Here is a 25,143-nt window from a genome sequence, read left to right as displayed (position 1 = left end):
ATAATGTTGACAATTCATGCTTCCAAACAAGAAACGATCACGCTGAATGACAAGGAATTTTTCTTCTTGGCTGGAATTATCGGATCGGACCGATTACTTGGTGTTGAAGATCCATTTGTAGGATACTTAACGGAAGAAATCGCGGTTGAGTGGGAGAAAACCAAACAATCGCTCCTAAGCAAGCAATATTTGATTCAAGAGGAAGGCGGGGAATTGTCGATTCCACCCGAGGTCTTCTCAAGAGTGGCTATTGCCGGACTTGCGGAACGTGCGTGCTGGTTGAAATATGAAAATCAGGATTCGGCGTTTGAAGGATATCTGCATGTTACGGATGAACGGGTAATACAAGTATGCAGAAGCGGCGAAGACAATCGATGTTACCTGCTAAGCGAACTTGGCACGATCGAACAAACCTGCGATCAACTGGTGCAGGATCTGGCCCTAAGCGACCAAAACTGGGGGGATATTCCGGCACTTCTCCTTAGCCGGAAGGAATTCGGAGATATTTACACCTCCGTTTCCGAACAGAACAGCGATGATATCGGCGATCGCTTGGCCAGGTTGACCGATGATGCGGAAGGTTCCATCGCTTTAGCGAAATGTATGAAAAACAAGGTGTCTTCGGGGGAACTCCAGCTGTCGATTTGGAACGGAAACAGCTGGGAAAGTCAAAATGCAGCATTTATAGTGAACGAGTCCATGAATTGGCTGCTGCGTATGAGCCTGGAGGGAGACCAGGACTGGTTAACCGCAGCACCAGCGACCAAAGAGCAGTTTCGTCATATGCTACTCATGTGGCTGAAACAGTAACAGAGCCTGTATGAAAGGTGAGGACCAATGCGTATTTCTGTCGAGCCGGAGTCTCTCCGGACGTTAAGCCGTCAGCTGCAGCATAGTGGCGATGAATATTTAGCGATTACGAGAACGCTCAACCAAGCTATGGAATCACTCGTTTGGGAGACGTCTCTCAAAGCGGCGGTTATTGATGAGTGGCAGTCTGCCCGGAGTCTTGGAGAGCATCTGGGAGCTCTTCTTGCTCAGTTGGGCAAGCATCTTCAAAGCAAAGCCGATCAATTTCAAGAAACGGATCATCAGTACCATACGATTTTGGAGCATGCCATCGTAAGTACAGTATCACCGACGGCTCTGTTTGCCGCTTCCGGCATGGAGGGGCGCTCATCCATATTACCGGAATATGGCAATTCCTCGACGGTTATATCGAACCCGAGTTCGGTAGCAGCTGCCGTGGGCATGACCAGTGGAGACAACGGAGATTCGGCTAAACAAGCCGCGTTAGCCGGGCAAAGCTGGACCTTTACCGATCCGTCTTCGTTTGGCATTGCCAACTAAACTCCTATTCCTTTCGGGAAAATCGGGATGGTAAATGTTTCAAATTGGGACGTATAGGGTAACTGGAAATTAGGTCTGAGGACGCTTTGATAAACTGAGGCTCATGGGCTAAGATGTCAAGTGTCACCAGAAAACGAATTTCTAGGAGGTTACATAAATGGCAGGACGTATTTTAATTACGCCAGAACAAGTTGAACAAGTAGCAAACCAATTTAAACAAAGCGGTGATCAAAGTCAGCAAATCGTTAACAGCCTGACTCAATCGATCAACGGCATGGAAGGTCAATGGGATGGTATGACGAAGCAGCGCTTTTTCCAGGAATTCCAGGAAGCAAGCCGTTTGATGAACTCCTTCGTTCAAACGCTTGACAGCATCAGCAATGAGCTGAAAGCGATCGCTCAGAAATTCCGTATGGCTGACGAATCCCGTTAATATCCATTCGGAGACTTTTGCTTTATAATAGTTTAATAGGCAGAATAAACCGGGTGGTAGACAACCCGGTTTTCTTGCAATTTTGGATGTTTAGAATATAACCATGTGGTTAATAGAGTTATATAGTTAGGTAACGGAGTTAAGAGAGGATGACGTTCATGACATTTCAGCCAAACCCGGGCGATGGGATTGTTGTAAATGGAACGGCTTATACAGTAGGGCAGCATCCTGCAGCGCCAGGCGTAGCCTATGCCCAAGCTGGGCGTCAGGGAATCGTCTACCAGTTGATTCCTGTGGACGGGGAACTGCATGAAGCCAAAGCACTAAAGGTATTTTTTCCTAAGTTCAGAATTCCGGCTATGGTGTATCAATCCGAACATATGGGGAATTATCGCGAGATACCGGGTTTGCAGGTAAGCAGTCGAGAGGTGCTCACTCCCGAAAGAAACGGAGATTTGATAGCGGAATATCCGGATTTGCTCTACGCGGTCATCATGCCATGGATTCATGGTTGTACTTGGTTTGACGTTATAAGCGATCAGCGTAATCTGGGACGTTCTGATAGCCTGATGCTTGCCAAGGCATTGGCAGCTATCGGCTCAAGCATGGAGCAGCGCGGTTTAGCCCACTGTGACCTGTCTGCGCCTAATGTCATGCTTCCGTTTTTTTCGGAAGTGAAGCTGCCGGAAGGCGCTGCCGCCGTTGAGCTTGTCGATGTGGAGCAGATGTACAGTCCCAAAATGGATCGACCTGATGTTTTGCTTGCTGGCTCTCCTGGATATGCGGCTCACCGTACGGTGCATAGCGGGTTATGGAGTTCATATGCCGATCGTTTCGCAGGTGCTGTTATCATTGCGGAAATGCTGGGATGGAGCGATCCGGCTATCGTGAATCGGGCATGGGGCGAAAGCTATTTTGATCAGCATGAAATGCAGACCCCGTGCGAGCGTTATTTTTTACTGAAAAAATCGCTGGGTCAGCGTTGGGGTACACGGATTGCGGATCTGTTCGGCAGAACCTGGGACAGTCAGGATTTGAGCAGCTGCCCTACCTTTGGTGAGTGGCTGATTGCTTTATCATCCTTGAGTGAAGAAGAAGTAGTCGAGGAAGCGCAAGCTCCTGTAGCCGCTGCTGCTGCTCATGACGACAAGGCGGATGAAGCCCGTTCTGAAACCGTCCAAGAGGTGCCGGCTGAAATTATGGCATCGCTTGGCATAGAGCCAGGCACCCGAGAGGTCAACGACAATGTGGTTGGACGCTTGTTTCATCAAGCCCGTGATCTGGAGGATGCGGGTAATCTTTCCGGCGCGTTGGAAATATTCCGCTCCGCGTATCATTTCGTAAAGAAGGACAGTCCGCTTGAAGTGGAGCTTGCCGCCGCTATACAGGGGCTCGAAGAGCAGCTGCGTCCGGCTGAAGAATCATCCAACAAAGGCATTAAAGCACTGTTGTTATCCCGTAAATTCATGCTCTCAACCGCTGCGGCTATCGTCATATTGGCAGGTTCTGCGATTACGGTGAATCAGATTCTGGCGGAGAAGGCAGAGAGCCGTCAGCTTACTGCTCAGCGATTAGCCGAGCAGCAAGCGCAGGAGAAGGAAGAAGCAGCGCGTAAACAAGAGGAAGAAGCACGGAGGCAGCAGGAAGAGGCTGCCCAGGAAGAGGCTGCCCAGAAAGAGGCAGAGGCTAAGAAAGCGGAAGAGGAGCGCAAAAAGGCTGAGGAGGCCAAGAAGGCTCAAGAAGCTGAGCAGGCACTGAAGGAACAGGAGAAAGCTGAGCTTCAGGCCAAGTATGAGAAGCAGGCGAAGTATGAAGCTTATCTGGCATCACTTGAAGAGAAGAAAAAGAAGCAGGCATTGCAAGAGAAATATGATAATCAGGCCAAGTATGAGGCGTACTTAGCTCAGCTCGAAGAGAAGAAGAAAAGACAGGCACAGGAAGAGGCGGCAGCTAAGGAAGCTGCCAAGGCGGAAGCGGAGCGCCAGGCGCGAGCCAGAGCTGCCGAACAAGCCCAAGCCGCAGCACTTCAGAAACAGCGTTCCCAAAACGTTGTAGAACTGGTTGCTTTATATAATAAAGCGTATAATGCGCAGGTGGCCGGGAACAAAGACCGTGCTAAGAATGCCGCACGTGAATTCATACAGTTATATAACAAGGATAAGGCCTATTATAAAACCGTTGGTAAAATGAGCAGCCGCCTTAGCAATCTGCAGAAATTCATAAGTGACGACAGCCACTGGATACCAAAACTGTAAGGAAGTAAACATGACGAAAATGCAGGGGTGAATGTTATTCACGATGAACTATACCATTCAAGCATCACAGCGCACGCCAGCGCTCATTATATATCTGATTGATATCAGCGCGTCCATGAACATGCTGATGGAGGACCGGAGGCGGATCGATGTCGTATACGAGGCCTTGTCCCTAGCCATTCGGCAAATGGTATTTCGGTCCACGAAGGGCAATCGGCTGACGCCTAGATACCGGATTGCCATCCTTGCATACAGCGATGATGTCTATGATTTGTTAAACGGGATTAAGGGCATTGACGAAATTGCGGCGATCGGATCGCTTCCGGATTTAACGCCGAAGCGTTTCTCCGATTCGGCGAAAGCGTTCCTGCAGGCCGAGAAAATCCTGCAGTCGGAGATTCCGAACATGCAGGATTGCCCCGCCCCGCTTGTGTGCCATATGACGGATGGCGTGGCTACGGGAGAGGATCCGGAACCGATTGCCCGCCGCATCATGAACATGAGCGTTCCGGACGGCAACGTGCTTGTGGAGAACATATTCATATCCGATCATCTGATGAACCAGCCGATATCCGAACCGCGCCGCTGGAAAGGGATTTTGGCCGATACTTCGCTTGAGGATGAACACGCGCGCAAACTTAAAATGATGTCTTCCGTTCTTCCCGAAAGTTATCGAGAAATGCTGGTTGAGGCGGATTATCAACTGAGCCCGGGAGCTTTGATGATGCTTCCAGGCACTTGCTCTGAGCTGGTGTCCATCGGGTTTCAGATGTCAGCTGCCACGCCGGTAAGGTAAGAGGGTCACAAAGATGAAGCGATCATACGCAAGAAGCATGGAATCGTTGGGAATTCGTAAACGGAAGGCTCAAGCAGCATCGTTTTATTACGAGAGCAAGCAGACCGTGGAAGAACCGATTACGAAGATTAAAGATTTGTTCACATGTCGTTATGCGTATGGCAGAGCGGCAGAATCTGTCATGCTCTCCGAGATGGGTCAGGATTTCATTGCTTTGAAGATGAAGGAAGATGTGTGCCATTTTGTATTGTGCGATGGTGTCGGATTGAGTTATCGGGGCGATGTGGCCTCGCGTCTGCTAGGCCAAGGGTTAATGAATTGGCTGGAGACGGTTGAGGAACTCACGACCGCATCGCTTGAACGCAGACTGAAGGAGCTTACGCAGGAAGCTGATCGGGAAATGCGGACTCATTCCCTGAGTTCCGAAACGCCCAAGCTGCTTCGCGAAGTACTGGAAGAGAAGCAGCGCAAGGGAAGCGAAGCTATGTATATTTGCGGCCGCATAGAGCTCTCCTCGGGTTTTCGCCGCAAAGGAAGATTGTGGCTCGCCTGGCAGGGTGACTCCAGGGTACGCTTGTGGCGCAAGGAAGACGAGATCACCTCGGTATTCGGAGATCGTTTCCGGACCTCGGAACGATGGTCTTCCCGTAGTGGTCCGATCGGAGGCAGTCCTCACGTGTTTTCGTGCAAATTAGACCCGGAGACCGAATATCGGCTTCAGTTATACAGCGATGGGCTCAACGATCTGGATCCGCTGAAGGAGCCGATTCCTGATGAGCAAGTGCAAGTATTAATGAATGCTCGCCATACAGACGGTCTGGAAGATGACGCTTCGTTTTTGGAGATTGTATGGTAGGTTTCTAAGAATGTTAGATGATGATAAACAATGGTCGGACCCAAGGGTCCGGCTTTTTTGTGCAAAAAATTAGAAATCATGATTATAAAACAACTCCTTTTGGGTAATCTTGTGACAGATGAATGCATAACGGATTACGATAATAAGGAGCGTGTTGAGGATGAATGAAGGACACGGACGTTTTCATGGGAGAACAGCGATCATTACCGGAGCCGGATCAGGCATAGGGAAGGCAGCCGCCATTCAGCTGGCGAAGGAAGGCGCAAATGTTGCTTTATTCGATCTGTTAGATGACCGAACGAATAAAGCGGAATCGGAGATCAACTCTATTCGTGAAGGTTCCGCCAGAGCCTTTGACGTAGATACTACAGATCCTGACCGGGTGGAGAAGGCGGTTCTCGAAACGGTGGAGATTTTTGGCGGTGTTGATATTGTATTCGCGAATGCAGGGATTAACGGCGTGATGACGCCAATTGATGAAATGAAGCTGGAGGAATGGACCAAGACGCTGAACGTAAATTTGAACGGGACGTTTCTGACGGTCAAATATGCGATTCCGCACCTTAAGAAAAGGGGGCAGGGCAGTATAATCATTACCAGCTCCGTCAATGGTACCCGAACCTTCTCCAACTTTGGGATGAGCGCATACAGCACAACCAAAGCGGGACAGGTGGCTTTTGCGAAGATGGCTGCGCTGGAGCTGGCGAAATTCAAGATTAGGGTGAATGTCATCTGCCCCGGCGCGATATCCACGAACATTGACCAAAGCACGAAGAAGCAGGGAGATCTGGAAGAGATCGTGATTCCGGTTGAATATCCGGAAGGGAGCCAGCCGCTGTCTGATGGACCGGGTACGCCTGAAGAGGTCGCGGATTTGGTGGCGTTTCTCGCTTCCGACCAATCAAGACATATTACAGGGGCACAAATCTTCATAGATGGAGCCGAATCCCTGTTGTAAATGAGATAGGAGACATCTCGAGGGTTCCCTGCATTCAGAACTTGGAATATAAACTGCGCTGCTATATGATGAAGAGGACAAAGGAAAAAAGGAGGAGGCTGTGTAATCATGAGCATCTTTTCCAGATTGGCTGAGCAGAAGATCGAAGAAGCGATCCGCAATGGGGAGCTCGATCATTTGCCATTTGCCGGAAAGAAACTTCCGATCGACGATCTTTCGCACATTCCGGAGGATCTGAGAATGTCTTATCGCATCATGAAAAATGCGGGTTATGTCCCTGAAGAGGTTACGCTTCGCAAGGAATGCGTTCAGCTGTATGACTTGCTCGGTGCTGCCTGCAGCGACGGTGAGCAGGAGCAGCTTCAGCGCAAGCTCAATGAAAAGCGTCTAAGACTGCAATTGCTGATGGAACAGCGCGGGCTTAGCGGCAATAGCGCGTTTACGCAGTATGAGTCCAAAGTTAGGGAACGATTAACCCATGAGGAATAACAGAACAGCGCCAGCCTTTCTTCTCTTTGCGAGGATGAACGTGCTGGCGCTGCTTGTTTATCAGGGTACGAAGGAATGTATTGCAATAACGCTTACGAATCCCTTATTTCGATACGTTGCATCTAGGATTCAAAGAGCTGATTTTTGACATGATCCGTTATTTTGATCGGGGCAGAAGATACTTTCGATAAGTCAAACACAGGAATTAGATCCACAGGTCGAACGGGTTCCGGATAGTCCAGGAGACCGGCGGTCCAAGCCAGCCAGCCGATGATGCGCTCGGGCATGATGCCCTGGCCGCGAAGAAATGAGAGGCTAAGCCCGCGGGTCCTCTTGGCGAGCCTTCTGCCTTCCGCATCGACCATTAGCGGGGTATGTGCAAACTGTGGCGGCTGATAGCCTAACGCATGGTATAAGAGCAGCTGACGTGGCGTGGAGTCCAGTAGGTCGGCTCCTCGGAGTACGTGGGTTATGCCCATTAAAGCATCATCCACAACCACCGCGAGTTGATATGAGATGATATCGTCCGCCCTGCGAACCACAAAGTCTCCTCCGTCAGATAGTCGATGGGACTGCTCCCCGGCGATGCCGTCGACGAAGGAAACGATGTCTTCCGGTACCTTCATCCGCAGCGAAGGCTTCTTATGAAGCACGCGAAGCGCCGCTTCCTCTCGAGTCAAGTCTCTACAAGTTCCCGGATAACGGAGGCCTTCCGATGCAATGCCGTGCGGTGCGCTGGCTGCGGCCGTAATATCGGCCCGACTGCAATAGCAGGGGTACAGGTTATTGGTTTCCTGCAGCTTGGTGATTTCCCGCTCATATAGCGCTTGGCGCGCCGCCTGATGATAGGGTCCGTAGTCTCCGGCAACACCGGGACCTTCATCCCAATCCAAGCCGAGCCATTCCAGATCTCTCATCATCTCGACGGCAAGCTCCTGGCGGGAACGCTGGACATCGATATCTTCTATACGGAGTATATATTGTCCGTTCATACTCCTCATTTGCAGCCATCCAAGTAAAGCGGTCAACGCATTGCCGATGTGCATCTTTCCTGATGGCGTAGGGGCAAAGCGGCCGCGAAATGTGGCATGCTGCTCCATACATTTCACCTTCCGACTACATGAATCTTGATGTTGACATGGGAATGATATTCATATTGTATCGCAATTATATCGATACTTTCCAGCCGTGGCGACAAGCAGCTCCCCTTGACGTACATCGGCTGTTTTATATAATTAAGGGATTATATTGATATTTGATAGGATAACGGAGATGTATCCATGACTGAATTACCGATTCACCGAATACTTCCACAATTGAAAATGGCTTTATCTGCTGGAACCCATGCGGTTTTGATCGCTGAACCGGGTGCGGGCAAGACAACCCAGGTGCCCTTGGCATTTCTGAATGAACCGTGGCTGGAAGACAAGCGGATCATCATGCTGGAACCTAGAAGAATTGCAGCTCGCTCGGCTGCGAGTTATATGGCGTCCTCTTTGGGAGAGGCAGTTGGTGAGACGATCGGATATCGCGTCCGAATGGACAGCAAGATCGGTCAGAACACTCGGATCGAAGTTGTGACGGAAGGCATCATGACGCGTATGCTGCAGGATGATCCGGAATTAACCGGCATCGGTATGATTATATTCGACGAATTTCATGAACGAAATTTGCAGGCTGATACCGGCCTGGCTTTTGCGATGGAATCCCAGTCGGTGCTGCGGGAAGATTTAAGGCTGCTCGTCATGTCTGCTACCCTAGTGGCTGAGCCAGTCGCGAAGCTTCTTGGCGACGCACCGGTCATCGTTAGCGAAGGTCGTGCTTTTCCAGTGTCTACTCACTATTTGCGCTCATTCTCTCTCGACGAGTTGCATAAAGGTGCGGCGAATGCCATCATGCGAGCGCTCTCCGAACAGGAAGGCGATATCCTTGTATTCTTGCCGGGTGCCCGCGAAATCAGGAGAACCGCTAATGAATTATTAAGAATAGGTTTAAGCCAAAATGTCGTCATTCGGGAATTGTACAGCGCGCTTCCGGCAGACAAGCAGGACGAAGCGATCAGACGCGATTCGAACGGCAGGCGTAAAATTGTACTCTCCACAAGCATTGCCGAGAGCAGTATTACCATTGAGGGGATCAAGACGGTTGTTGACAGCGGTTATATGCGCACGGAGGTGTTCTCGCCCAGAACGGGACTGCCGCAATTGATTACGAGACGGTTATCCAGGGCATCCGCGGATCAGAGAAGGGGAAGGGCTGGGCGCGTATCGGCTGGTGTATGTTATCGCTTATGGAGTGAGGAAGAGCATCGTCATCTGTCGGAAAGCACCATTCCGGCGATCCGTGAATCCGATTTGACGCCACTGGCCTTGGAATTGGCGGTATGGGGAACGCGTGACCCGGAGGAGCTTGCTTGGCTTGATACGCCGCCCCGACTAGCTCTTGCACAAGGACAAGCGTTATTGAAGCAGCTGTCGGCTCTGGACGATTCAGGCAGTATCACACAGCATGGCCGAGCGATGGCGCTTCTTGGGCTTCATCCGAGGCTCGCTCACATGCTGCTGAAAGCACAAGAAATAGGAGAAACATCGCTGGCTATCCGAATTGCTGTACTGCTTCAAGAGCGTGACATGTTGAGCAGAGGTGAAGCCATCAGGGATCAGGATTTGCGCTCACGTGTGGAGCGGCTTCTCTTGTTTGAACGACAAGGTCAGCGATCGGCTGAACAAGACGTGACTAATGAAGCCGTGCTGCAGCGGATGAAACAAGAGATCAGAAAACTGCATACACAGCTGAATATTGCATATACGACTAGCGGGGACTTGAATTTCTGCGGCCTTTTGCTGTCGTTCGCCTATCCGGATCGGATCGCGAAGAACAGGGGAGGAACCGGTTTTTTGATGCGCAGCGGCAGAGGCGTGAAATTGGTGTCGGTTCAGCCTATGAGCCGCGCACCGTATATTGTGGTCGCTGCCGTTGATGATCAAGGCCCGGACGGGAATATTCAGCTTGCTTCTGAAATAGATGAATTATGGCTCGAAAAGTATTACCATGACGAGATGGAACAGCATAAAGAGGTTGTATGGGATTCAGCATCCGGCAGCATTAGGGCGAGACAGAAGCTGATGCTTGGAGCCCTCGTTATCAAGGAACAAGCCTATTCGAATCCGACAGGAGAGGAAATAGCGGAAGCCATGCTGCAAGGGATCAGGCTGGAGGGTCTTGGATTGTTGCAGTGGAGCAAGGCGGCATTGCAGCTGAGAGAACGGCTGGCCTTCATGTTCCGGCATGATCCCGAGGGGAAATGGCCTGATGTTTCGGACGAAGGCTTGCTGAATCAGGCGGAGGAGTGGCTGCTCCCATATTTGGAAGGGCTGCGGAATCGCAATGATATGAGACGTCTCTCTCCGGGAACGCTCTTGGAGCATATGCTGAGCTGGGAGCAAAAGCAGCAGCTTCAGAAGGAAGCGCCGACTCATATTAGGGTCCCAAGCGGGTCCTTGATCCCAGTTAACTACAATGACCCTGAACAACCGTTCCTGGCCGTTCGACTGCAGGAGATGTTCGGACTTCAGGATACGCCGCGAATTGCTGGCGGACGGGTTGCGTTGACCTTGCATTTGCTGTCACCGGCTCAAAGGCCCGTTCAGGTTACCTCGGATCTGTCCAGTTTCTGGCGCAGCGGCTATTACGAGGTGAAAAAAGACTTAAAGGGAAGATATCCTAAACATTATTGGCCTGATGATCCCATGGAGGCGACTGCAACCCATCGGACTCGGCCCAAGGCTTAACACGGCAGCGTCACGTTTAATTTCCCCCTCCGTCGGGTAATGTTATTTATGAACGACCACCGATGAGGAGGGTTTATCATGGAGAAGAAAATTGTTGGAGTATTCCGTTCGGAACAGGAAGCAGCCCAAGCAATCGAGCAGCTTCAGCGGCATGGGATTCCGAACGAGGCCATTTCCATTATAGCGAAGGATCAACGCGAAGCAGACATGATAGCCGAGCAGACGGGGACGATGGCGCCTGAAGGGGTAGCTGCAGGCGCGGCAACAGGCGGCATTCTTGGTGGTACGGCAGGTTTGCTGGCAGGACTCGGGGCTTTGGCTATTCCCGGCATCGGCCCGATACTTGCTGCAGGACCTATAGCGGCGACGCTCGCCGGCGCAGCAGTCGGTGCGGGAGCCGGGGGGCTGGTCGGTGGTTTTATCGGCCTTGGGATCCCGGAAGATGAGGCAAAAGAATACGAATCCTATATAGAGCAAGGACGGATTCTGGTGCTGGTGGACGCCGATCAAGAAAATACAGGCATCTACGATATATTCCGCGATTATGATTACAGAAACGAGGGCCGTGCGGGAGCGGTTGATCTGGAACGGGACGACGCACTTCCGCCGCGTGGCACTACGCTGCTGTAAGGAAAACAAAACCCGGTTCCGATGGGAACCGGGTTTTTGTTATAGAGATCAACCGCATTCTGTCTTCTGTAAAGGTACGATCGATAGAAGTTTTTCTTGATACATAGCCCAATAGAACGTACTTAATAGTGCTGATAACATCAGAATCAGTAAATAATTGGATTACCCGATCAGGGGCAGTGTCCCTTACAATGAGGTGTGCGCACGAAGTCAGACGAAGGGGGGAGCAGTATGCCCAAAGAAAGAATACCGGAAATCGAGCGCTTACGGGGAATTGCTTTTCTAGCCGTGGTCTTACAGCACTCCATCGCACATTATTCGGTCGCGCCGGGAATGACGACAGGTGATGGTTTGATGATGGCAGTTCTTCTGATGGCGACGAAATTTGCTGTACCCGTCTTTATTTTTATTACAGGCATGGTGCTGTTTTATAACGATAAAGGTCAGCTGTTTTACGGAAGGTTCATCAAGAGGCGTTTTGGCGACATCTACGTTCCGTTTGCTGTATGGACCTTGATTACTTTATTAATCAATCATCGGTTTAATCCTGCAGTCATTGAGGATTGGAAATATCTTGGAGAAGTATGGCTAACCGGGAAATCGAGCTCGCATTTTTGGTACATCATTATGCTGTTTCAATTCTATCTGCTGTACCCGCTGTTCCGCTCCGCTATACTAGGAATCAAAGAAAGATGGGGCTGGCAGGCGCAGCTTACGATATTGATTTTATCCGGACTATTGTACGTGGGTTTGACAGGAATGATTAACGATATTGGCCAATGGATGGGGAGCTTGAATATCCCGGTATGGAGTGAGCTGTTCACAACCTACGCAGATCGGAACGCACTTTATTATTTCTTCTATTTTGCGCTGGGGGCGGCAGCCGGTTTATACCATGACTCTTGGAAAAAATGGATTCAAAAGGCACGGCCGGTCATATGGCTGGTCTTCGCTTTTTTGTTCGGATGGATGCTCATGCAAGCCGTCCATGAAATCCGTTCTGCTGCGAATGGGGCGATTACGTTCTATTCCTTGTCGCTGCTCCGCCCGATGATGGCACTTTTCCTAATGAGCTCTATATTGGTCATGTACGATGTGGCCGGCTGGATATGTCGTCATGCCGGAGCGGGTGCGAATGCGCTTTTGTCCTCCATTGGGCTCTATTCGTATGGCGCTTACCTGATGCATCTATTGACACTGCGTATAAGCTATGCAGTCGATGAATCTTTGCTGATCAGCATGCACCCTCTTGTCCGGATCCTCTCTTCATGGATTATCAGCGCTGGCGTGGCTTATGGTGTCACTCGCATGCTAGCCAAGCTGCCGTTCGGGAAGTGGCTTGTCGGAATCGCGGGAGCAAGAAAAAGCCGCAGGGTTCGCCCATACGGCAAATCGCGACCAAGCACAGGCACGTCCGCCGGAATGTGAAGAAATTAAACCCACCCTTCAGGGTGGTTTTTTTGTTTGAAACCAATCGAACGAGCCACGCCAACAACCCATAAAACAGCAGGTGAAAAATAATATACTATATAATTTCAATATATGAAAAATTCATAATGGAATAAAAGCTGGCGTTATTGCATCACATTTATTAAACTAACACCCCACCACGTTTCAATCTACACCTTCTTGGTTTAAAAAGAGGGGGATGCTTGCTATTGTGCAAACTGGGAAACTGTGGGTTATAATTAGGTATATTATGGGACAAGTAGCTCGTGAAGGAGGAGGCGTCCAGATGGCATTTATGATCGCCCAGCGTGCCTTTATCAAAGTATATCTCATTACCATGGTGGAGCAGCAGCGAGGATATGGATATCAGATGCTGGAAGAACTGCGGCAAGAATTCAAGAGCCACGGGTACTCACCGCCGCAAAGCGAAATTTACCGGGCTCTGCATGAGTTGGTGCAGGAGGGTGTGTTATATCGTACCAAGCAGCTGAAAGGGAATGATCCGCGGTTCGATTTTCAAGAAATCGTTCTTTACCATTTTACCGATGACGGTGCGGAGAAAGCCAAACTCTACAAAAAACAGGTTAAAACAGATTTGGATCGGTGTTTAGGGATCCTTCATAAAGCGGTAAACGATAATTTTTAAAAAAATAATCTGAATGGAATGCAGCCAAAGGAGGAATGACCTCGTGAGCAAGAAACTGCGCTTTGGAATTATGAGTACTGCTCGGATTGCAAGAAATTCAATGATACCAGGCATATTGAAATCGGAACGCTGTGAGGTCGGGGCGGTTGCTAGCCGCAACGCAGAAAAAGCAAGTGAGCTCGCCGAGCGATATCATATCGGGAAATACTATGGTTCTTATGACGAGCTTCTGGAGGATCCCGACATTGATGCGGTATATATTCCTTTGCCGAATCACCTTCATAAACCTTGGACCATCAAAGCCGCACAGGCCGGCAAGCATATCTTATGCGAGAAACCGGCAGCCCTGACCGAAGCGGATGTCCGAGAAATGGCTGAGGCTGCTAAAGCACACAACGTGCTTTTTGCGGAAGCCTTTATGTACCGATATCATCCGAAACACGAGCGTGTACGCGAAATCATCGAAAGCGGCGAAATCGGGCAGCTTCGCGGGATTCACGGATCGTTCACCTTCAACAATGCGGAGGATAAAAGCAATGTCCGTTACAGCAAGGATATGGGCGGAGGCTCAATCTATGACGTGGGATGCTATCCCATCTCGGCAGCGCGAATGATTTATGGGCAGGAGCCCAAGGCAGTAACGGCCCATGCTTTTTTCTCTGAGGAGCATGACGGCGTGGACATGATGGTCCACGGGATGGTGGAATTTGAAGATGGATTGGGGCTTACGTTTGAGTGCGGGATGTGGACCTATTCCAAATGCTCTTTAGAAATTGCAGGTACCGATGGCAGGATTGAGCTTCCTTCAGCTTTTGGATGGGAGAGGATGGAGGACATGGCCCAGATCTGCGTTCATACGGCCAAGGGCTCCCGCGAGGAGAAGGTAGGGATTTACAACCACTTTGCACTGCAAGCGGATGCTATGGCGGCGGCCGTAATGGACGGCACGCCGCTGCCCTATGGTCCGGAAGATGCCATCAGCAACATCAGGGCCATTGAAGCATGTCTTCAAGCAGCCAGATCCTCATCGCGAGTGATCATTAAATAAAGAAGAATCGTTGTCATCCGTGAGATCGAATAAATCGCCATGTTGGCGATTTATTTTTTTTGCCTATTGCATTCCTCTTCGAAATCTTTAAAATAAACTTAACGATAAAATAATTTTAACGTAAATATTATTTTAATGGATTGAAGAAGTTTAATGTTGTTATCCATTTAACGAAGAGGAGAAGGAAACCATGCAAAATGCCGCTGTTTTGGAAAAGCAAGGCTTTGGTCAGCTCTTGAAAATCCGCCCCTATCTGATTTATTTATCTGCCCAGGTCATTACCCGATTCGGGGATTCCCTGGACTCCATCGCTTACAGCTGGATGGTCTACATGCTCACAGGTTCTGAACTATTAATGGGTACATTGTTCGCCTTTAACTTTCTGCCTGGATTGCTGTTCAGTTTGTTTACCGGGACCTATGTAGATCGCTGGCCGAAGAAACTGGTGCTTGCCTTAACCTATCTCAGCCGCGGCATTGTGGTTTCGCTAACGGCCTTTCTGTATGCTGTGGGGTCTCTTGAAGTCTGGCATTTGTTCCTGTTCACGTTTCTAAATTCCACCCTGGAATGTTTCTCCAGACCCGCCGAGACTTCCATCGTTCCGCGGTTGCTTCCCAAGGATAAACTGCTCGCAGGCAATTCCTTCTCAACTTCCGTAAGTCGGAGCGCTGAATTAATCGGTTTATCTATCGCTGGTGCTCTCATCGCTTTGGTCGGAATTTCGGGGACGATCCTGATCGATGCCGTAACGTTTCTCACTGCCGCCACCATTATCGCGTTTATGCCGAATCCGGAGGCAGCCGAACAGGCTGAAGCCAAGGAAGCCTCCGCACGGCCTACGACAGAGATGACGAAAACGGTGTTCGGCGATATTAAAGAGGCTCTTCTTTTTGTGAAGCAGCATACGCTTCTCCTCATAACAACGGTGCTCGCCATGATTAATAATTTCTGTTTGGCACCGCTGAATGTACTGCAGCCGGTCTACGTCAAAGAGACCCTGGGTGCCGGAGCCGGAGGTCTGAGCGTACTGGGAACGGCCCTCCTGATCGGCATGATTTGCAGCGGGCTATGGATTGGACGTTACGGGAAGAGCTTCAAAAAGAGCACCTTGATCATGTCAGGATCTATCCTGCTCGGAATCGGTTATTTTGCGTTAGGGATTCCAGGACATCTGCCGGCATGGCGGGTGGAGTCCGCAGCGGTCTGCATGTTCGTTGCCGGTTTTGCCGTCTCGATGTTGAATGCCCCTATTTCCACGTATCTGATGGAAGTAACGCCGAGGCATATGCTCGGCAGAATAGGTGCCCTTATGACGGTAGCGTGCACGGCTGCCATTCCTGTGGGAAGCTTGATTACTGGATTTGTAGCGGAGCATCACTCCCCTCCCATTCTGTATTCGATCATGGGATTCATCATGATGCTGCCCGTGATATTCCTCATTCGGAAGAAGAGTTTCCGTGCCATTTAAATCCTCAGCGTTTTGTAATTTCGACATTCTCGGCCTATAATGAAAAGAAGTGAAAAATAACATGAAGCTGAGGTGTACGGTGTGGAAACGAAGGAACTGACTACACTGGAAGAGATCAAAATATATTCAGATCCATATCGGCTCCAGATATTGAATGTATTGAATAAGATGGACCGTCCGGCAACGGTAAAGGAAGTCGCAGACAAGATCGGGGATGTGCCGGCTAAAGTTCACTATCATATGAAGAAGCTGGAGCGAATCGGACTGGTCAAGATCGTATCCACGAAAGAGATCAACGGTATTATCGCTAAATATTATGAACCTTTTGTCGGTACGGTAAAGATCAAACGAGGGGCAGATTCCGACGAGCCGGTCATCAAGGAATTAATTCGATCCGAAACGAACAAATTATTATCCGAGTTGTTTGATCAGAATAGAGACCGTTTCTTCAAAAACATGAGTCAAGAGGGCGAAACGACCTCCATGTTGACCAATACCACCTTGTATATGAGCGAAGATGAAGCGCGCGAGTTTTTTGTTGAGCTGGATAAAATGCTGACCCCTTATAAAAAGAAACGCGGGGAAGGTTACGACGAATATGAGTTTTTTGCTTCCAATGTTCGGACTCGTAAAGAATCCTGATCACGGAAAACAAGCTGGTACCTAACGTGCAGGTACCAGCTTTCCCTTCTATTTTGCTGTACCGGTTCATACATTCTTCTTATAATCGTCTTGCCCGGGTTTAATGGACATGCCGGGCGACGTCGATGTTCCGTAATCTTCAACGGCATCCCACGCGCCTGCATCATCAAATTTACCGTCGGCCGCTTGGCGGTTGACGCCAGCTCCGGAAGGGGGCGGTGTCATGACATCCTCTTCTACCGGCCGGTTGTCGTTGATAACTCTCCGTGGCGCATGTTCGAGACAATGGGCCGTATAAGGCAAAGCTTCCAGCCGCTCATACGGAATTTCCAGGCCGCACACGGCACAGGTTCCGTATTCGCCCTGGTCCATTCGCTGCAAGGCAGAATGGATCTGCTCCAATTCATGCTCTAGCGTTCCCTGAATGGCCAGATCACGCTCTCGTTCGAATACCTCAGTCCCTACATCTGCAGGATGGTTATCGGCTGCACTCAGCTCACCTGTAGACTCCCGGAGAGAGTAATCCCTGTTGGTTTCATCGCGGGACTCCAATTGCTCTTCCAATCGTTCTTTATCACTGAGCAACCGCTGTTTAAGGCCGTTGTATTGTTGTTTTGTCATCGTTGTCATAGAAAAGTCGCTCCTCTCTGGGTTGAAGTACGTAATATAGCTCCTTATGTACAATCAATACCCGAAATGGATTGGTAACAATCACATGAACCATGGGAACGGCAGCCTCTCGTTTTTGGAACATTCTCCAAAAAAGCCCCGGAGTGTTTTAATCCCAGTGCTTAATATGATATAAACAAAGATAGAGAGAGAAGGTTAAAAAGTAGGGCTGCACCAATATTTGGAGGTAAATCATTATGGATGAACACATGAAACGCCGATTGGATAAACAGAAAAAGCTATTTCGGCAACTAGGCATTCAACTGGACGCTTTGTCTATCCATGAAAAGAATTTTTCGAATAAACTGCGGGGTTATGATCAGGAGGAAGTGGATTCCTTTCTGGACGAAGTGATTCAAGATTATGAGCGGTTTTATGCCACCATCTCCGATCTTATGGATAAATGGCAGGAGCAGCAGATTACCATTCGCGATCTCAGGGCTGGCGTTAAGCCAGAGGCAGAACGTCCGGCGCTGAACCCGGAAGAGATTGAAGAAACGGTGGCGAAACTGGAAGCCGACCTGCGTACCCTTAAGAAGCAGATCCGCCCTGAACAAAGATTTTATATTGATTGATGTTATACGTTGCGAGCGAAATCATTACATAAAAAGCGTCTCTACAACAATAACCACACATGGCCGATCACCGGCTGCGTGTGGTTTTGTTGTTTGGACGCCCGTTTATGAGTAAGGGTGGGGCCGGCAGAGGTCGGCTTGAAACGTCGCTCTCCGTCTTTTTATGTATCGGGACAGGTGTTATAAGCGCCTTCGAATGAGGTTTCATGTTCACGCTATTGCATTGCAGCGCTTCAGCATCCATGAGCGTATTAGCCCAGATTGGCGCAATGTCCATTTGGTGTGGGCACTCGGTGTTATAGATCAACAGCAAGATCGTTCCAGGGGTTAGCGCAGTTACCCAGTGACACCAACCAATTGGGGCGTGAACCACCTGACCGGGTATTACCTGATATACAAGATTCTGATGAGTGTCCGGATCAATTAGGGAATAACTGATTTCTCCGTGAATGACATAACACAATTCGTCCGTGTCCGGGTGGCAATGGGGAGAGAGACCCTTCCCGCGTTCAAGATGGGTTTCTGACATCATCATACCTTGCAGAAGGGGCAGCTCCAGTGACGACACATTCGCAACTCCGAGGCCGCCTAAACGCTCTGCCTGTTTCCTGGAATGATAAACATGCCTTGTCAATGCAGTATCCCCGCAAGCGCTCTTAAGGTCATCATATGAGGTACTCTCCTTTTTTTAAGAATAAGAACGAAGGATGTTGTACAAGCGTGTTCCTTTATAATATATGCCCAAACGTTTATAAATCTGACTGCCTACGACTAAAGAATCATTGATGGCTTCAAAACTGGTTTTGCTTGTAAACCATTTTCATAACAATTACTATGAGGATAGGAGCAGACTTAGACTGATAGATGACAAGGGAGGTTAGCCATTTGTCTAACAACCTGAAATTCAACATCCGCAGCAAGATCGTAGTCGGATATTTAATGATATTATTATGTCTTGGAGCTTTTCTCTGGATTGTATCAGACCGCATCTCTTCACTACAGCAAGAGGCGGATTTTATAGAGAAGCATGATATCGAAGTACATAATCTCACGCACGAAATCGAGAAGAATTTACTTGAAATGGAAACCGGTCAGAGGGGGTATGTCATAACAGGGGATGATACCTATCTGGAGCCTTTCAATCAAGCGCTGTCGTCTTGGCAGATTAACTATAACAAGCTGTACAAGCTTGTTAGCGATAATTCGGAGCAAGCCAATCATCTTGAAAATATTAAGGAGAATATCAAGGAGTGGATTACCAACGCCGGTCAGCCTGCTGTCCAATTGAAGCAGCTTGGTCAGGATGAGGAGGCTCTTCATTTCTTTATTAACGATCCCGGTCAGCAGGCCATGAACTCGATTCATGAGCTGTTCCTCTCGTTTCGAAGCAAGGAGAGAGAACTGACAACCAGCAGGATCGAAGAGATGAAGGAGAGCAATACCCATTTATTGTATACGATGTATCTCCTGTGGGCGGGAGCAGCGCTGATTACCATATGTGCAGCTTTGGTGATATCGAAGAGCATTGTAAGGCCGATCACGCAGGTAACTCATATCATCTCCGATATTGTCAAAGGCGGGAACCTCTCCCAGCGGATTCATGTGCGATCCAATGATGAGGTCCGCCAGTTGGCGGACACAACCAATGAACTTCTTGCACAGGTCGGCAGGCAGAACTGGGCCAAGGATCATATTTCGGTTATGTCGACGCTTCTCCAATCATCCGATCGCGTGGAGACGGCCGTACAGTTTTTCATTCATAAGCTGGCTTTGATCATGAAGCTGCCGTACGGTGCCGTTTTTATAAACCGGGGCGGATCGGAACTGGTAAAGGCAGCTGCTTTTGCTGATCCGGACGGTGAGCCTTGGAATAAGGTCAGAGATCGTTTTTTGCCAGGAGAAGGTTTGGTGGGACAATGCATGCTGGAACAGCGCATGATTATTCTGGACGATATACCACCTAACTATGTGCGAATTGAGTCGGGGCTGGGTGATGCTGAGCCTACCACGCTGCTTCTGGCGCCCGTTATGTTTGAAGGACAAGTTCTGGGTGTGATTGAATTGGCCAAGTTCAAACCATTTGACGAGCTGGAAATTCAGCTGATCGAACAACTGAATTTTCAGCTTGGGGTAACATTGAACTCGATTCAAAGCAAGATGGAAATCCAGCAATTGTACCATGAATCCCAAACGCTGAATGAGGAGCTTCAGAGTCAGACCGAAGAGCTGCAGGCGCAGACCGAGGAGCTGCAAACCCATTCTGCGGAAATGTATATGCTGAACGAACGATTAGGAGCCCAGAAGGAAGCCGCATTAATCGCGGCCAGCGAATTGGAAAAATACGCGAAAGAGCTGGAGAAGAGTTCGAAGTACAAGTCTCAATTTCTGGCCAATATGTCCCATGAACTGCGGACACCGCTGAACAGCATGTTAATTCTTTCCCAGATTTTAGCTGAGAACAAGCAAGGGAACCTGACGGAGGAAGAGCAGCATTACGCTTCTGTCATTCATAATTCAGGCAGTGAATTGCTGAATTTAATCAACGATATTCTCGATCTGTCTAAGGTTGAGGCCGGTAAGATGCAGATCGAAATGGACTTGGTTAATTTGACTGAGCTTCCAGAACTGATGGAAGGCTATTTCTCTAAAAGCGCGGAATCCAAAAATCTGGAATTTGAAATTGAGATGGCCGACGACTTGCCTGACATGATATACAGCGATGGAATGCGGCTTCACCAAATTCTGCGTAATCTGCTCTCGAATGCAATTAAGTTTACGGAGAGCGGCAGCGTTAAACTACGGGTGAAAAAGATGAATTCCATTGTAACCTCGGATTTCGCGATCAGTGGAGACGTCATTGCATTTTCCGTTGAGGATACTGGCATCGGGATTGCTGCAGAGCATCTTCAACCGATCTTCGAAGCGTTCCAGCAAGGCGAAGAGACTACAGCCAGAAGATTCGGGGGGACTGGTCTCGGCTTATCCATATCGCTGCATTTGGCGAAGCTGCTTGGCGGGTATATTACCGTGGAGAGCGAGGAAGGAATCGGCAGCACGTTTGTTTTATATTTACCGCTGCTAACGGAATATGGCACCAATGAAAGTTTGTTTATGCTGCCTGAAGTGGCTGCCACCTCAAGCTGCGCCGGTTGGAGTGATCTCCCAATGGAGGCATTCGACATGGAAGTAACCAGCCGATTGGAGCACAAAACCGTATTGATCGTGGATGATGATATCCGGAACGTATACGGTTTGACCAACGTGCTGGAGAAACTTCAGATGACCGTGCATACAGCCCAGAACGGGTTCGAATGCTTGGAGCTGTTATACAAGCATCAAAGCATCGATGCGGTGCTGCTGGATATGGTAATGCCGGAAATGGACGGAGTCGAAACGATGAAGCGGATTCGCGAGAACCCGGAATGGGCGGAACTCCCCATCATCGTGATGAGCTCCAACACAATGAGAGATACGGATCAGTTTATAGCAGACGGCGCGAATGGATATCTGCACAAGCCCATTCATATCCAAGAAGTGATCCATGCGTTACAACAATGGATTGGGGCTTGAGGAGATTTTTTTACCCGTTGCGGCAGCTTAGCATATTGTCGTAATGTCGTATGTTGACGAATGCAAGCCAATTGTTTTATGATGGATTCATAGCAGGAACATATGACGGCGTGTTACCTTAACAGGGCATGAGCCAAGAAGAGACAGCTTTCACATGGGGTCTTTTCTTGGCTTTTTTAATGTTTTGGAGGAATCGGTAAGCAGCATTTCTTCGTATATGAATCCTTCGCCGTTTCTCTGATTAAACTTAAAGGAAAGGGGGAAGTTAATGAGCGGGATCGAGTTGTTTACAGTCGTACGTGTTATTGGTAACAATGTCGTGATGGTCACAGGCGGTAAGAAAGAATCGGAATATGTCATCCTGGGCAAAGGGATTGGCTTTGGCGTCAAAGCAGGCGGAACGATCGCTTCGGACGATAAGCGGATTGAGAAGCTCTTCAGGCTTGAGGATCGGGAGCAGTGGAGTCAAGCTCACCATCTGCTGGAAGAATTTGATCCACTGGTGATGGAGATCACGGATCAGATACTCAATCTCATTGGACAAGAATTTCCGGGCACATTAAATGATAAGGTGTATCTGGCGCTTCCAAGCCATATCCAGTTTACGATATACAGAATCCGCAAAGGCATGGATATTATTAATCCTTTCCTTGAAGAGACCCGGATCAGCTTCCCAAAAGAATATGATATCGCAGCCAAAGCAGCGGAATTGATCGGCCAGACCTTCGATATCGAAGTTCCGGAGGATGAGATCGGCTTCTTGACCTATCATGTGTATTCCGCCGTCAGCCATGTGCCCGTAGGCCATCTGGTGAAGGCATCGAATGTGGTGGGAAACCTGGTAAGGTATATTGAGGAGGATCGGCAGGTCGCTTTTGACCGGGGAAGCATGGATTATGTCCGTCTTCTGATGCATTTGAGGTTCTCGGTAGACCGGATGCTGAATCAAGACATCCAAGTGGATAATCCGTTCGCGGACCAGATCCGCTCCAAGTTCACGAATGAATATGGTCTGGCTACACGTCTCGCAGGCATGATGGAGAAAGAACTCGGCAAGAAAGTACCTGAAGCGGAGGTCTGCTTTCTAGCGATGCATCTATATCGGCTCTTCACAGGCCGGCTACAACAAAAGAATCAACCCAGGGAGGAATCTTAACATGTTTGATCGTTGGAAAAAGAAAAAAACTGCTACTGCTATTCAACTCACAGCACCATTGTCGGGTAAAGCCGTGCCTTTATCGCAAGTGCCGGATGAGGCATTTGCTGCTGGTCATATGGGCAAAGGCATAGCCATCGAGCCTTCCGAGGGCAAATTAATTGCGCCTTTTGACGGGACGGTTGCGCATGTCATCAAATCCAAGCACGCCGTGATGCTGGAGGATCCGGCGACCGGTCTGCAGTATTTGTTCCATATCGGGATTAATACAGTCGGTTTGAAAGGCGAAGGTTTCACAAGCCATGTTCAAGCAGGCGATCAGGTGAAGTCGGGTCAGACGCTCATCGAATTCGACATGGCCGCAATCCAAGCCGCAGGTTATCCGACGATTACCCCGATCATCGTGACCAATGCGGATGAGGTGGCTTCCAAGGTTGACGGTCAGACCGGCAGTGTCGTGATCGGCCAGGATCCTGTCATGACCATTGAATTGAAATAATTCAATTCGCTAGGCGAATGATTTAAACATTGGTTATTGACAAAACAGGAAGTCGTGAATTAAGATAACAACATCAAATGAATACGTTTTAAGGCGTGTTACCATAAACATGGGCATGAGCCAAGAAGAATCAGACTATAACTTTTATAGTCACCGTTCTTCTTGGCTTTTTTTGTTGGATTGTAATCATGATGGCATCCATGCCGCCTTAAAATGATGAATATATGTACGACCAAGGAGGAGGATTTTCTGAGTCTTTTTGTTCCTTGAATGGAAGGGAATAAATGGTTATCCATTCGACGCATTATGTAAACGGTTTCAGTAAAAAGCTAAATTATTGAAGTTGAAAGGATGATTGACATGCTGGCTAAATTGCAAAAGCTGGGTAAGTCCCTTATGCTGCCGGTGGCCACCTTGCCTGCTGCAGGGATCTTGCAGGGGCTTGGAATGATCGACTATCAAAAAGATATACCTTTGGGTGCCCTAGGCGCTTTTCTAAATCAATATGTAACTCCGTTCATGACCTCTGGTGCCCTTGCGATTCTGGATAATCTGCCGTTTATCTTTGCGATCGGCGTTGCAATCGGGTTCGCCGGAGACGCCGTTGCGGCTCTATCTGCTCTTATTGGGTACATGGTGCTCACAAGAGTGCTGGAACAAGTACCGCTGCAAATGCCGTTTATACCAGATGACGTGAAGCTGAACATGGGCGTTCTTGGCGGTCTCTTTGTCGGTATGTGGTCCGCATACCTGTATAATAAATTCCACAAGATTAAAATGCCGGATTGGCTGGGCTTCTTTGCGGGTAAACGCTTCGTTCCGATTATCACAGCAGCCTCCACCATGGTGCTTGCGGTTCTGATCGGTATGATTTGGAGCCCAATTCAGGATGGCATTTCCGTCTTCGGCAACTGGGTTGTCGGCCTTGGAGGCATCGGATCCTTCATTTTCGGTACCGCCAACCGCTTGCTGATCCCTCTGGGTCTTCACCACGTATTAAACTCCATCGCATGGTTTCAGATCGGCGATTACACGAATGCCGCGGGCGAAGTCGTGCACGGTGACCTATGGCGTTTCTTTGCTGGAGACCCGACGGCTGGTATGTTCATGTCCGGTTTCTTCCCGATCATGATGTTTGCGATGCCGGCTGCGGCGCTGGCCTTTATGCATACCGCCAAGCCGTCCAAACGCAAGCTCGTCGGCTCCATCTTTATCGGTTCGGCAGTGGCATCGTTCCTGACGGGAATCACCGAACCGCTTGAATTCGCGTTCATGTTCATAGCACCTGTATTGTATGTGGTGCATGCGATTTTAACAGGGCTTTCCGGATTGATCATGTATGTGCTGGATGTGCATTTGGGCTTCTCGTTCTCGGCGGGCCTGATCGACTACCTGGTGAATCTGAAGCTGTCTACCAATGCTTGGCTGCTTCTCCCGGTTGGTTTGGCTTTCGGAGTCGTTTACTATCTGCTGTTCAGAATCCTCATCGTCAAGCTGAACTTAAAAACGCCTGGACGCGAGGAAGACGACGACGTGGATACGATTTCTGACGATGCCGATGCTGATACAGATGCCCCGTCCCCATCCGGCGCAGCATCCAATGAGTCCAAGGCGGCCAAGGTGCTGCAAAACATCGGCGGGGAAGATAACATTGTCAGCGTTGATGCTTGTATCACACGTCTCCGTCTGGTTGTTAAGGATGATAAAGCAGTAAATGATGCAGCTCTTAAAACGCTCGGTGCATCCGGTGTCATGAGATTGGGCAAAGGTGCGGTTCAGGTTGTATTTGGACCACAGTCCGAACAACTGAAGGACGACATCAAGGAAATTATGAAGAAATAAAGAAACAACAAAAAGAAGCAG

The 25,143-nt window shown here is 49.2% G+C and carries 23 protein-coding genes; 20 read left to right on the top strand and 3 right to left on the bottom strand.

All coding sequences use genetic code 11. The annotated features are described in order from the left end of the window. Nucleotides 1-3: 3 nt before the first annotated feature. From MKX98_RS21340 to MKX98_RS21305, 8 genes are all read left to right on the top strand, one after another. Nucleotides 4-810 (top strand): hypothetical protein, encoded by an 807-nt coding sequence (locus MKX98_RS21340; RefSeq protein WP_071220205.1) that lies wholly within the window; start codon nucleotides 4-6, stop codon nucleotides 808-810. Nucleotides 811-837: 27 nt separating this feature from the next. Continuing rightward, on the top strand, nucleotides 838-1,350 hold the full coding sequence (locus MKX98_RS21335) for a hypothetical protein (protein WP_071220206.1): 513 nt from the start codon (nucleotides 838-840) through the stop codon (nucleotides 1,348-1,350). A gap of 157 nt (nucleotides 1,351-1,507) precedes the next feature. Next, a complete protein-coding gene (locus tag MKX98_RS21330; protein ID WP_006211202.1) occupies nucleotides 1,508-1,783 on the top strand; it encodes a WXG100 family type VII secretion target in 276 nt (91 codons plus the stop codon). Nucleotides 1,784-1,941: 158 nt separating this feature from the next. After that, the gene (locus tag MKX98_RS21325) at nucleotides 1,942-4,038 is read left to right on the top strand and encodes a serine/threonine-protein kinase (RefSeq protein WP_220684640.1); all 2,097 of its coding nucleotides are present in this window, start codon (nucleotides 1,942-1,944) and stop codon (nucleotides 4,036-4,038) included. Between the two features lie 43 nt (nucleotides 4,039-4,081). Beyond that, the gene (locus MKX98_RS21320; protein WP_071220489.1) at nucleotides 4,082-4,834 is read left to right on the top strand and encodes a vWA domain-containing protein; all 753 of its coding nucleotides are present in this window, start codon (nucleotides 4,082-4,084) and stop codon (nucleotides 4,832-4,834) included. A gap of 13 nt (nucleotides 4,835-4,847) precedes the next feature. Beyond that, a complete protein-coding gene (locus MKX98_RS21315; protein ID WP_220684641.1) occupies nucleotides 4,848-5,690 on the top strand; it encodes a hypothetical protein in 843 nt (280 codons plus the stop codon). A gap of 160 nt (nucleotides 5,691-5,850) precedes the next feature. Beyond that, entirely contained in the window at nucleotides 5,851-6,648 is a 798-nt protein-coding gene (locus MKX98_RS21310) for an SDR family NAD(P)-dependent oxidoreductase (protein WP_113058720.1), read from the top strand. 108 nt (nucleotides 6,649-6,756) lie between these two features. Further along, nucleotides 6,757-7,137 carry a DnaJ family domain-containing protein gene (locus tag MKX98_RS21305; RefSeq protein WP_220684643.1) on the top strand — a complete coding sequence of 127 codons (381 nt, stop codon included), beginning with the start codon at nucleotides 6,757-6,759 and terminating at the stop codon, nucleotides 7,135-7,137. Nucleotides 7,138-7,259: 122 nt separating this feature from the next. Here MKX98_RS21305 and gluQRS read toward each other — a convergent pair whose 3' ends face one another. After that, the gene (gluQRS, locus tag MKX98_RS21300) at nucleotides 7,260-8,237 is read right to left on the bottom strand and encodes a tRNA glutamyl-Q(34) synthetase GluQRS (RefSeq protein ID WP_194543494.1); all 978 of its coding nucleotides are present in this window, start codon (nucleotides 8,235-8,237) and stop codon (nucleotides 7,260-7,262) included. A 180-nt stretch (nucleotides 8,238-8,417) separates the two neighbouring features. On the opposite strand from gluQRS, the gene hrpB reads away from it, so the two are divergent. The 7 genes from hrpB (at nucleotide 8,418) to MKX98_RS21265 (ending at nucleotide 16,811) form a co-directional block, all read left to right on the top strand. Further along, nucleotides 8,418-10,928, top strand: coding sequence for an ATP-dependent helicase HrpB (gene hrpB / locus MKX98_RS21295; RefSeq protein WP_339218257.1), 2,511 nt, complete (start codon nucleotides 8,418-8,420; stop codon nucleotides 10,926-10,928). Nucleotides 10,929-11,006: 78 nt separating this feature from the next. Further along, nucleotides 11,007-11,558, top strand: coding sequence for a general stress protein (locus MKX98_RS21290; protein WP_194543492.1), 552 nt, complete (start codon nucleotides 11,007-11,009; stop codon nucleotides 11,556-11,558). A 231-nt stretch (nucleotides 11,559-11,789) separates the two neighbouring features. Beyond that, nucleotides 11,790-12,986, top strand: a complete 1,197-nt coding sequence (locus MKX98_RS21285) for an acyltransferase (RefSeq protein ID WP_339218256.1) — start codon at nucleotides 11,790-11,792, stop codon at nucleotides 12,984-12,986. A gap of 307 nt (nucleotides 12,987-13,293) precedes the next feature. Next, complete coding sequence (locus MKX98_RS21280) at nucleotides 13,294-13,653, top strand: helix-turn-helix transcriptional regulator (RefSeq protein WP_339218255.1); 360 nt, start codon at nucleotides 13,294-13,296, stop codon at nucleotides 13,651-13,653. Nucleotides 13,654-13,696: 43 nt separating this feature from the next. Next, the gene (locus tag MKX98_RS21275) at nucleotides 13,697-14,701 is read left to right on the top strand and encodes a Gfo/Idh/MocA family oxidoreductase (RefSeq protein WP_339218253.1); all 1,005 of its coding nucleotides are present in this window, start codon (nucleotides 13,697-13,699) and stop codon (nucleotides 14,699-14,701) included. Nucleotides 14,702-14,909: 208 nt separating this feature from the next. Beyond that, nucleotides 14,910-16,169 carry an MFS transporter gene (locus MKX98_RS21270; protein WP_339218251.1) on the top strand — a complete coding sequence of 420 codons (1,260 nt, stop codon included), beginning with the start codon at nucleotides 14,910-14,912 and terminating at the stop codon, nucleotides 16,167-16,169. A gap of 81 nt (nucleotides 16,170-16,250) precedes the next feature. Continuing rightward, the gene (locus MKX98_RS21265; protein WP_071220217.1) at nucleotides 16,251-16,811 is read left to right on the top strand and encodes a helix-turn-helix domain-containing protein; all 561 of its coding nucleotides are present in this window, start codon (nucleotides 16,251-16,253) and stop codon (nucleotides 16,809-16,811) included. Between the two features lie 66 nt (nucleotides 16,812-16,877). On the opposite strand, the gene MKX98_RS21260 is transcribed toward MKX98_RS21265, so the two are convergent. Next, nucleotides 16,878-17,441, bottom strand: a complete 564-nt coding sequence (locus tag MKX98_RS21260) for a TraR/DksA C4-type zinc finger protein (RefSeq protein ID WP_339218249.1) — start codon at nucleotides 17,439-17,441, stop codon at nucleotides 16,878-16,880. A gap of 236 nt (nucleotides 17,442-17,677) precedes the next feature. On the opposite strand from MKX98_RS21260, the gene MKX98_RS21255 reads away from it, so the two are divergent. Continuing rightward, nucleotides 17,678-18,055 carry a DivIVA domain-containing protein gene (locus MKX98_RS21255; protein WP_071220219.1) on the top strand — a complete coding sequence of 126 codons (378 nt, stop codon included), beginning with the start codon at nucleotides 17,678-17,680 and terminating at the stop codon, nucleotides 18,053-18,055. A gap of 67 nt (nucleotides 18,056-18,122) precedes the next feature. On the opposite strand, the gene MKX98_RS21250 is transcribed toward MKX98_RS21255, so the two are convergent. After that, nucleotides 18,123-18,584, bottom strand: a complete 462-nt coding sequence (locus MKX98_RS21250) for a cupin domain-containing protein (RefSeq protein WP_339224537.1) — start codon at nucleotides 18,582-18,584, stop codon at nucleotides 18,123-18,125. A 356-nt stretch (nucleotides 18,585-18,940) separates the two neighbouring features. On the opposite strand from MKX98_RS21250, the gene MKX98_RS21245 reads away from it, so the two are divergent. The 4 genes from MKX98_RS21245 (at nucleotide 18,941) to nagE (ending at nucleotide 25,122) form a co-directional block, all read left to right on the top strand. Further along, complete coding sequence (locus tag MKX98_RS21245; RefSeq protein ID WP_339218246.1) at nucleotides 18,941-21,625, top strand: CHASE3 domain-containing protein; 2,685 nt, start codon at nucleotides 18,941-18,943, stop codon at nucleotides 21,623-21,625. Between the two features lie 268 nt (nucleotides 21,626-21,893). After that, complete coding sequence (locus MKX98_RS21240) at nucleotides 21,894-22,781, top strand: transcription antiterminator (RefSeq protein ID WP_220684651.1); 888 nt, start codon at nucleotides 21,894-21,896, stop codon at nucleotides 22,779-22,781. Nucleotide 22,782: 1 nt separating this feature from the next. Continuing rightward, nucleotides 22,783-23,280: a PTS glucose transporter subunit IIA gene (locus MKX98_RS21235; protein WP_071220222.1), complete on the top strand. Its 498-nt coding sequence runs from the start codon at nucleotides 22,783-22,785 to the stop codon at nucleotides 23,278-23,280. 360 nt (nucleotides 23,281-23,640) lie between these two features. Then, on the top strand, nucleotides 23,641-25,122 hold the full coding sequence (gene nagE, locus MKX98_RS21230) for an N-acetylglucosamine-specific PTS transporter subunit IIBC (RefSeq protein WP_339218244.1): 1,482 nt from the start codon (nucleotides 23,641-23,643) through the stop codon (nucleotides 25,120-25,122). Nucleotides 25,123-25,143: the final 21 nt, after the last annotated feature.

Origin of the sequence: Paenibacillus sp. FSL W7-1332 (assembly GCF_037969785.1) — a bacterium.
In the GTDB taxonomy this organism is placed as follows: domain Bacteria; phylum Bacillota; class Bacilli; order Paenibacillales; family Paenibacillaceae; genus Paenibacillus_AQ.
This window is presented reverse-complemented; position numbering and strand designations above follow the sequence as displayed.

Bases quoted from the DNA above. Each gene is read 5' to 3' on its own strand.
- MKX98_RS21340 (WP_071220205.1), top strand. From the start codon at position 4: ATGTTGACAATTCATGCTTCCAAACAAGAAACGATCACGCTGAATGAC.
- MKX98_RS21335 (WP_071220206.1), top strand. From the start codon at position 838: ATGCGTATTTCTGTCGAGCCGGAGTCTCTCCGGACGTTAAGCCGTCAG.
- MKX98_RS21330 (WP_006211202.1), top strand. From the start codon at position 1,508: ATGGCAGGACGTATTTTAATTACGCCAGAACAAGTTGAACAAGTAGCA.
- MKX98_RS21325 (WP_220684640.1), top strand. From the start codon at position 1,942: ATGACATTTCAGCCAAACCCGGGCGATGGGATTGTTGTAAATGGAACG.
- MKX98_RS21320 (WP_071220489.1), top strand. From the start codon at position 4,082: ATGAACTATACCATTCAAGCATCACAGCGCACGCCAGCGCTCATTATA.
- MKX98_RS21315 (WP_220684641.1), top strand. From the start codon at position 4,848: ATGAAGCGATCATACGCAAGAAGCATGGAATCGTTGGGAATTCGTAAA.
- MKX98_RS21310 (WP_113058720.1), top strand. From the start codon at position 5,851: ATGAATGAAGGACACGGACGTTTTCATGGGAGAACAGCGATCATTACC.
- MKX98_RS21305 (WP_220684643.1), top strand. From the start codon at position 6,757: ATGAGCATCTTTTCCAGATTGGCTGAGCAGAAGATCGAAGAAGCGATC.
- gluQRS (WP_194543494.1), bottom strand. From the start codon at position 8,237: ATGGAGCAGCATGCCACATTTCGCGGCCGCTTTGCCCCTACGCCATCA.
- hrpB (WP_339218257.1), top strand. From the start codon at position 8,418: ATGACTGAATTACCGATTCACCGAATACTTCCACAATTGAAAATGGCT.
- MKX98_RS21290 (WP_194543492.1), top strand. From the start codon at position 11,007: ATGGAGAAGAAAATTGTTGGAGTATTCCGTTCGGAACAGGAAGCAGCC.
- MKX98_RS21285 (WP_339218256.1), top strand. From the start codon at position 11,790: ATGCCCAAAGAAAGAATACCGGAAATCGAGCGCTTACGGGGAATTGCT.
- MKX98_RS21280 (WP_339218255.1), top strand. From the start codon at position 13,294: ATGGCATTTATGATCGCCCAGCGTGCCTTTATCAAAGTATATCTCATT.
- MKX98_RS21260 (WP_339218249.1), bottom strand. From the start codon at position 17,441: ATGACAACGATGACAAAACAACAATACAACGGCCTTAAACAGCGGTTG.
- MKX98_RS21255 (WP_071220219.1), top strand. From the start codon at position 17,678: ATGGATGAACACATGAAACGCCGATTGGATAAACAGAAAAAGCTATTT.
- MKX98_RS21250 (WP_339224537.1), bottom strand. From the start codon at position 18,584: ATGTCAGAAACCCATCTTGAACGCGGGAAGGGTCTCTCTCCCCATTGC.
- MKX98_RS21240 (WP_220684651.1), top strand. From the start codon at position 21,894: ATGAGCGGGATCGAGTTGTTTACAGTCGTACGTGTTATTGGTAACAAT.
- MKX98_RS21235 (WP_071220222.1), top strand. From the start codon at position 22,783: ATGTTTGATCGTTGGAAAAAGAAAAAAACTGCTACTGCTATTCAACTC.
- nagE (WP_339218244.1), top strand. From the start codon at position 23,641: ATGCTGGCTAAATTGCAAAAGCTGGGTAAGTCCCTTATGCTGCCGGTG.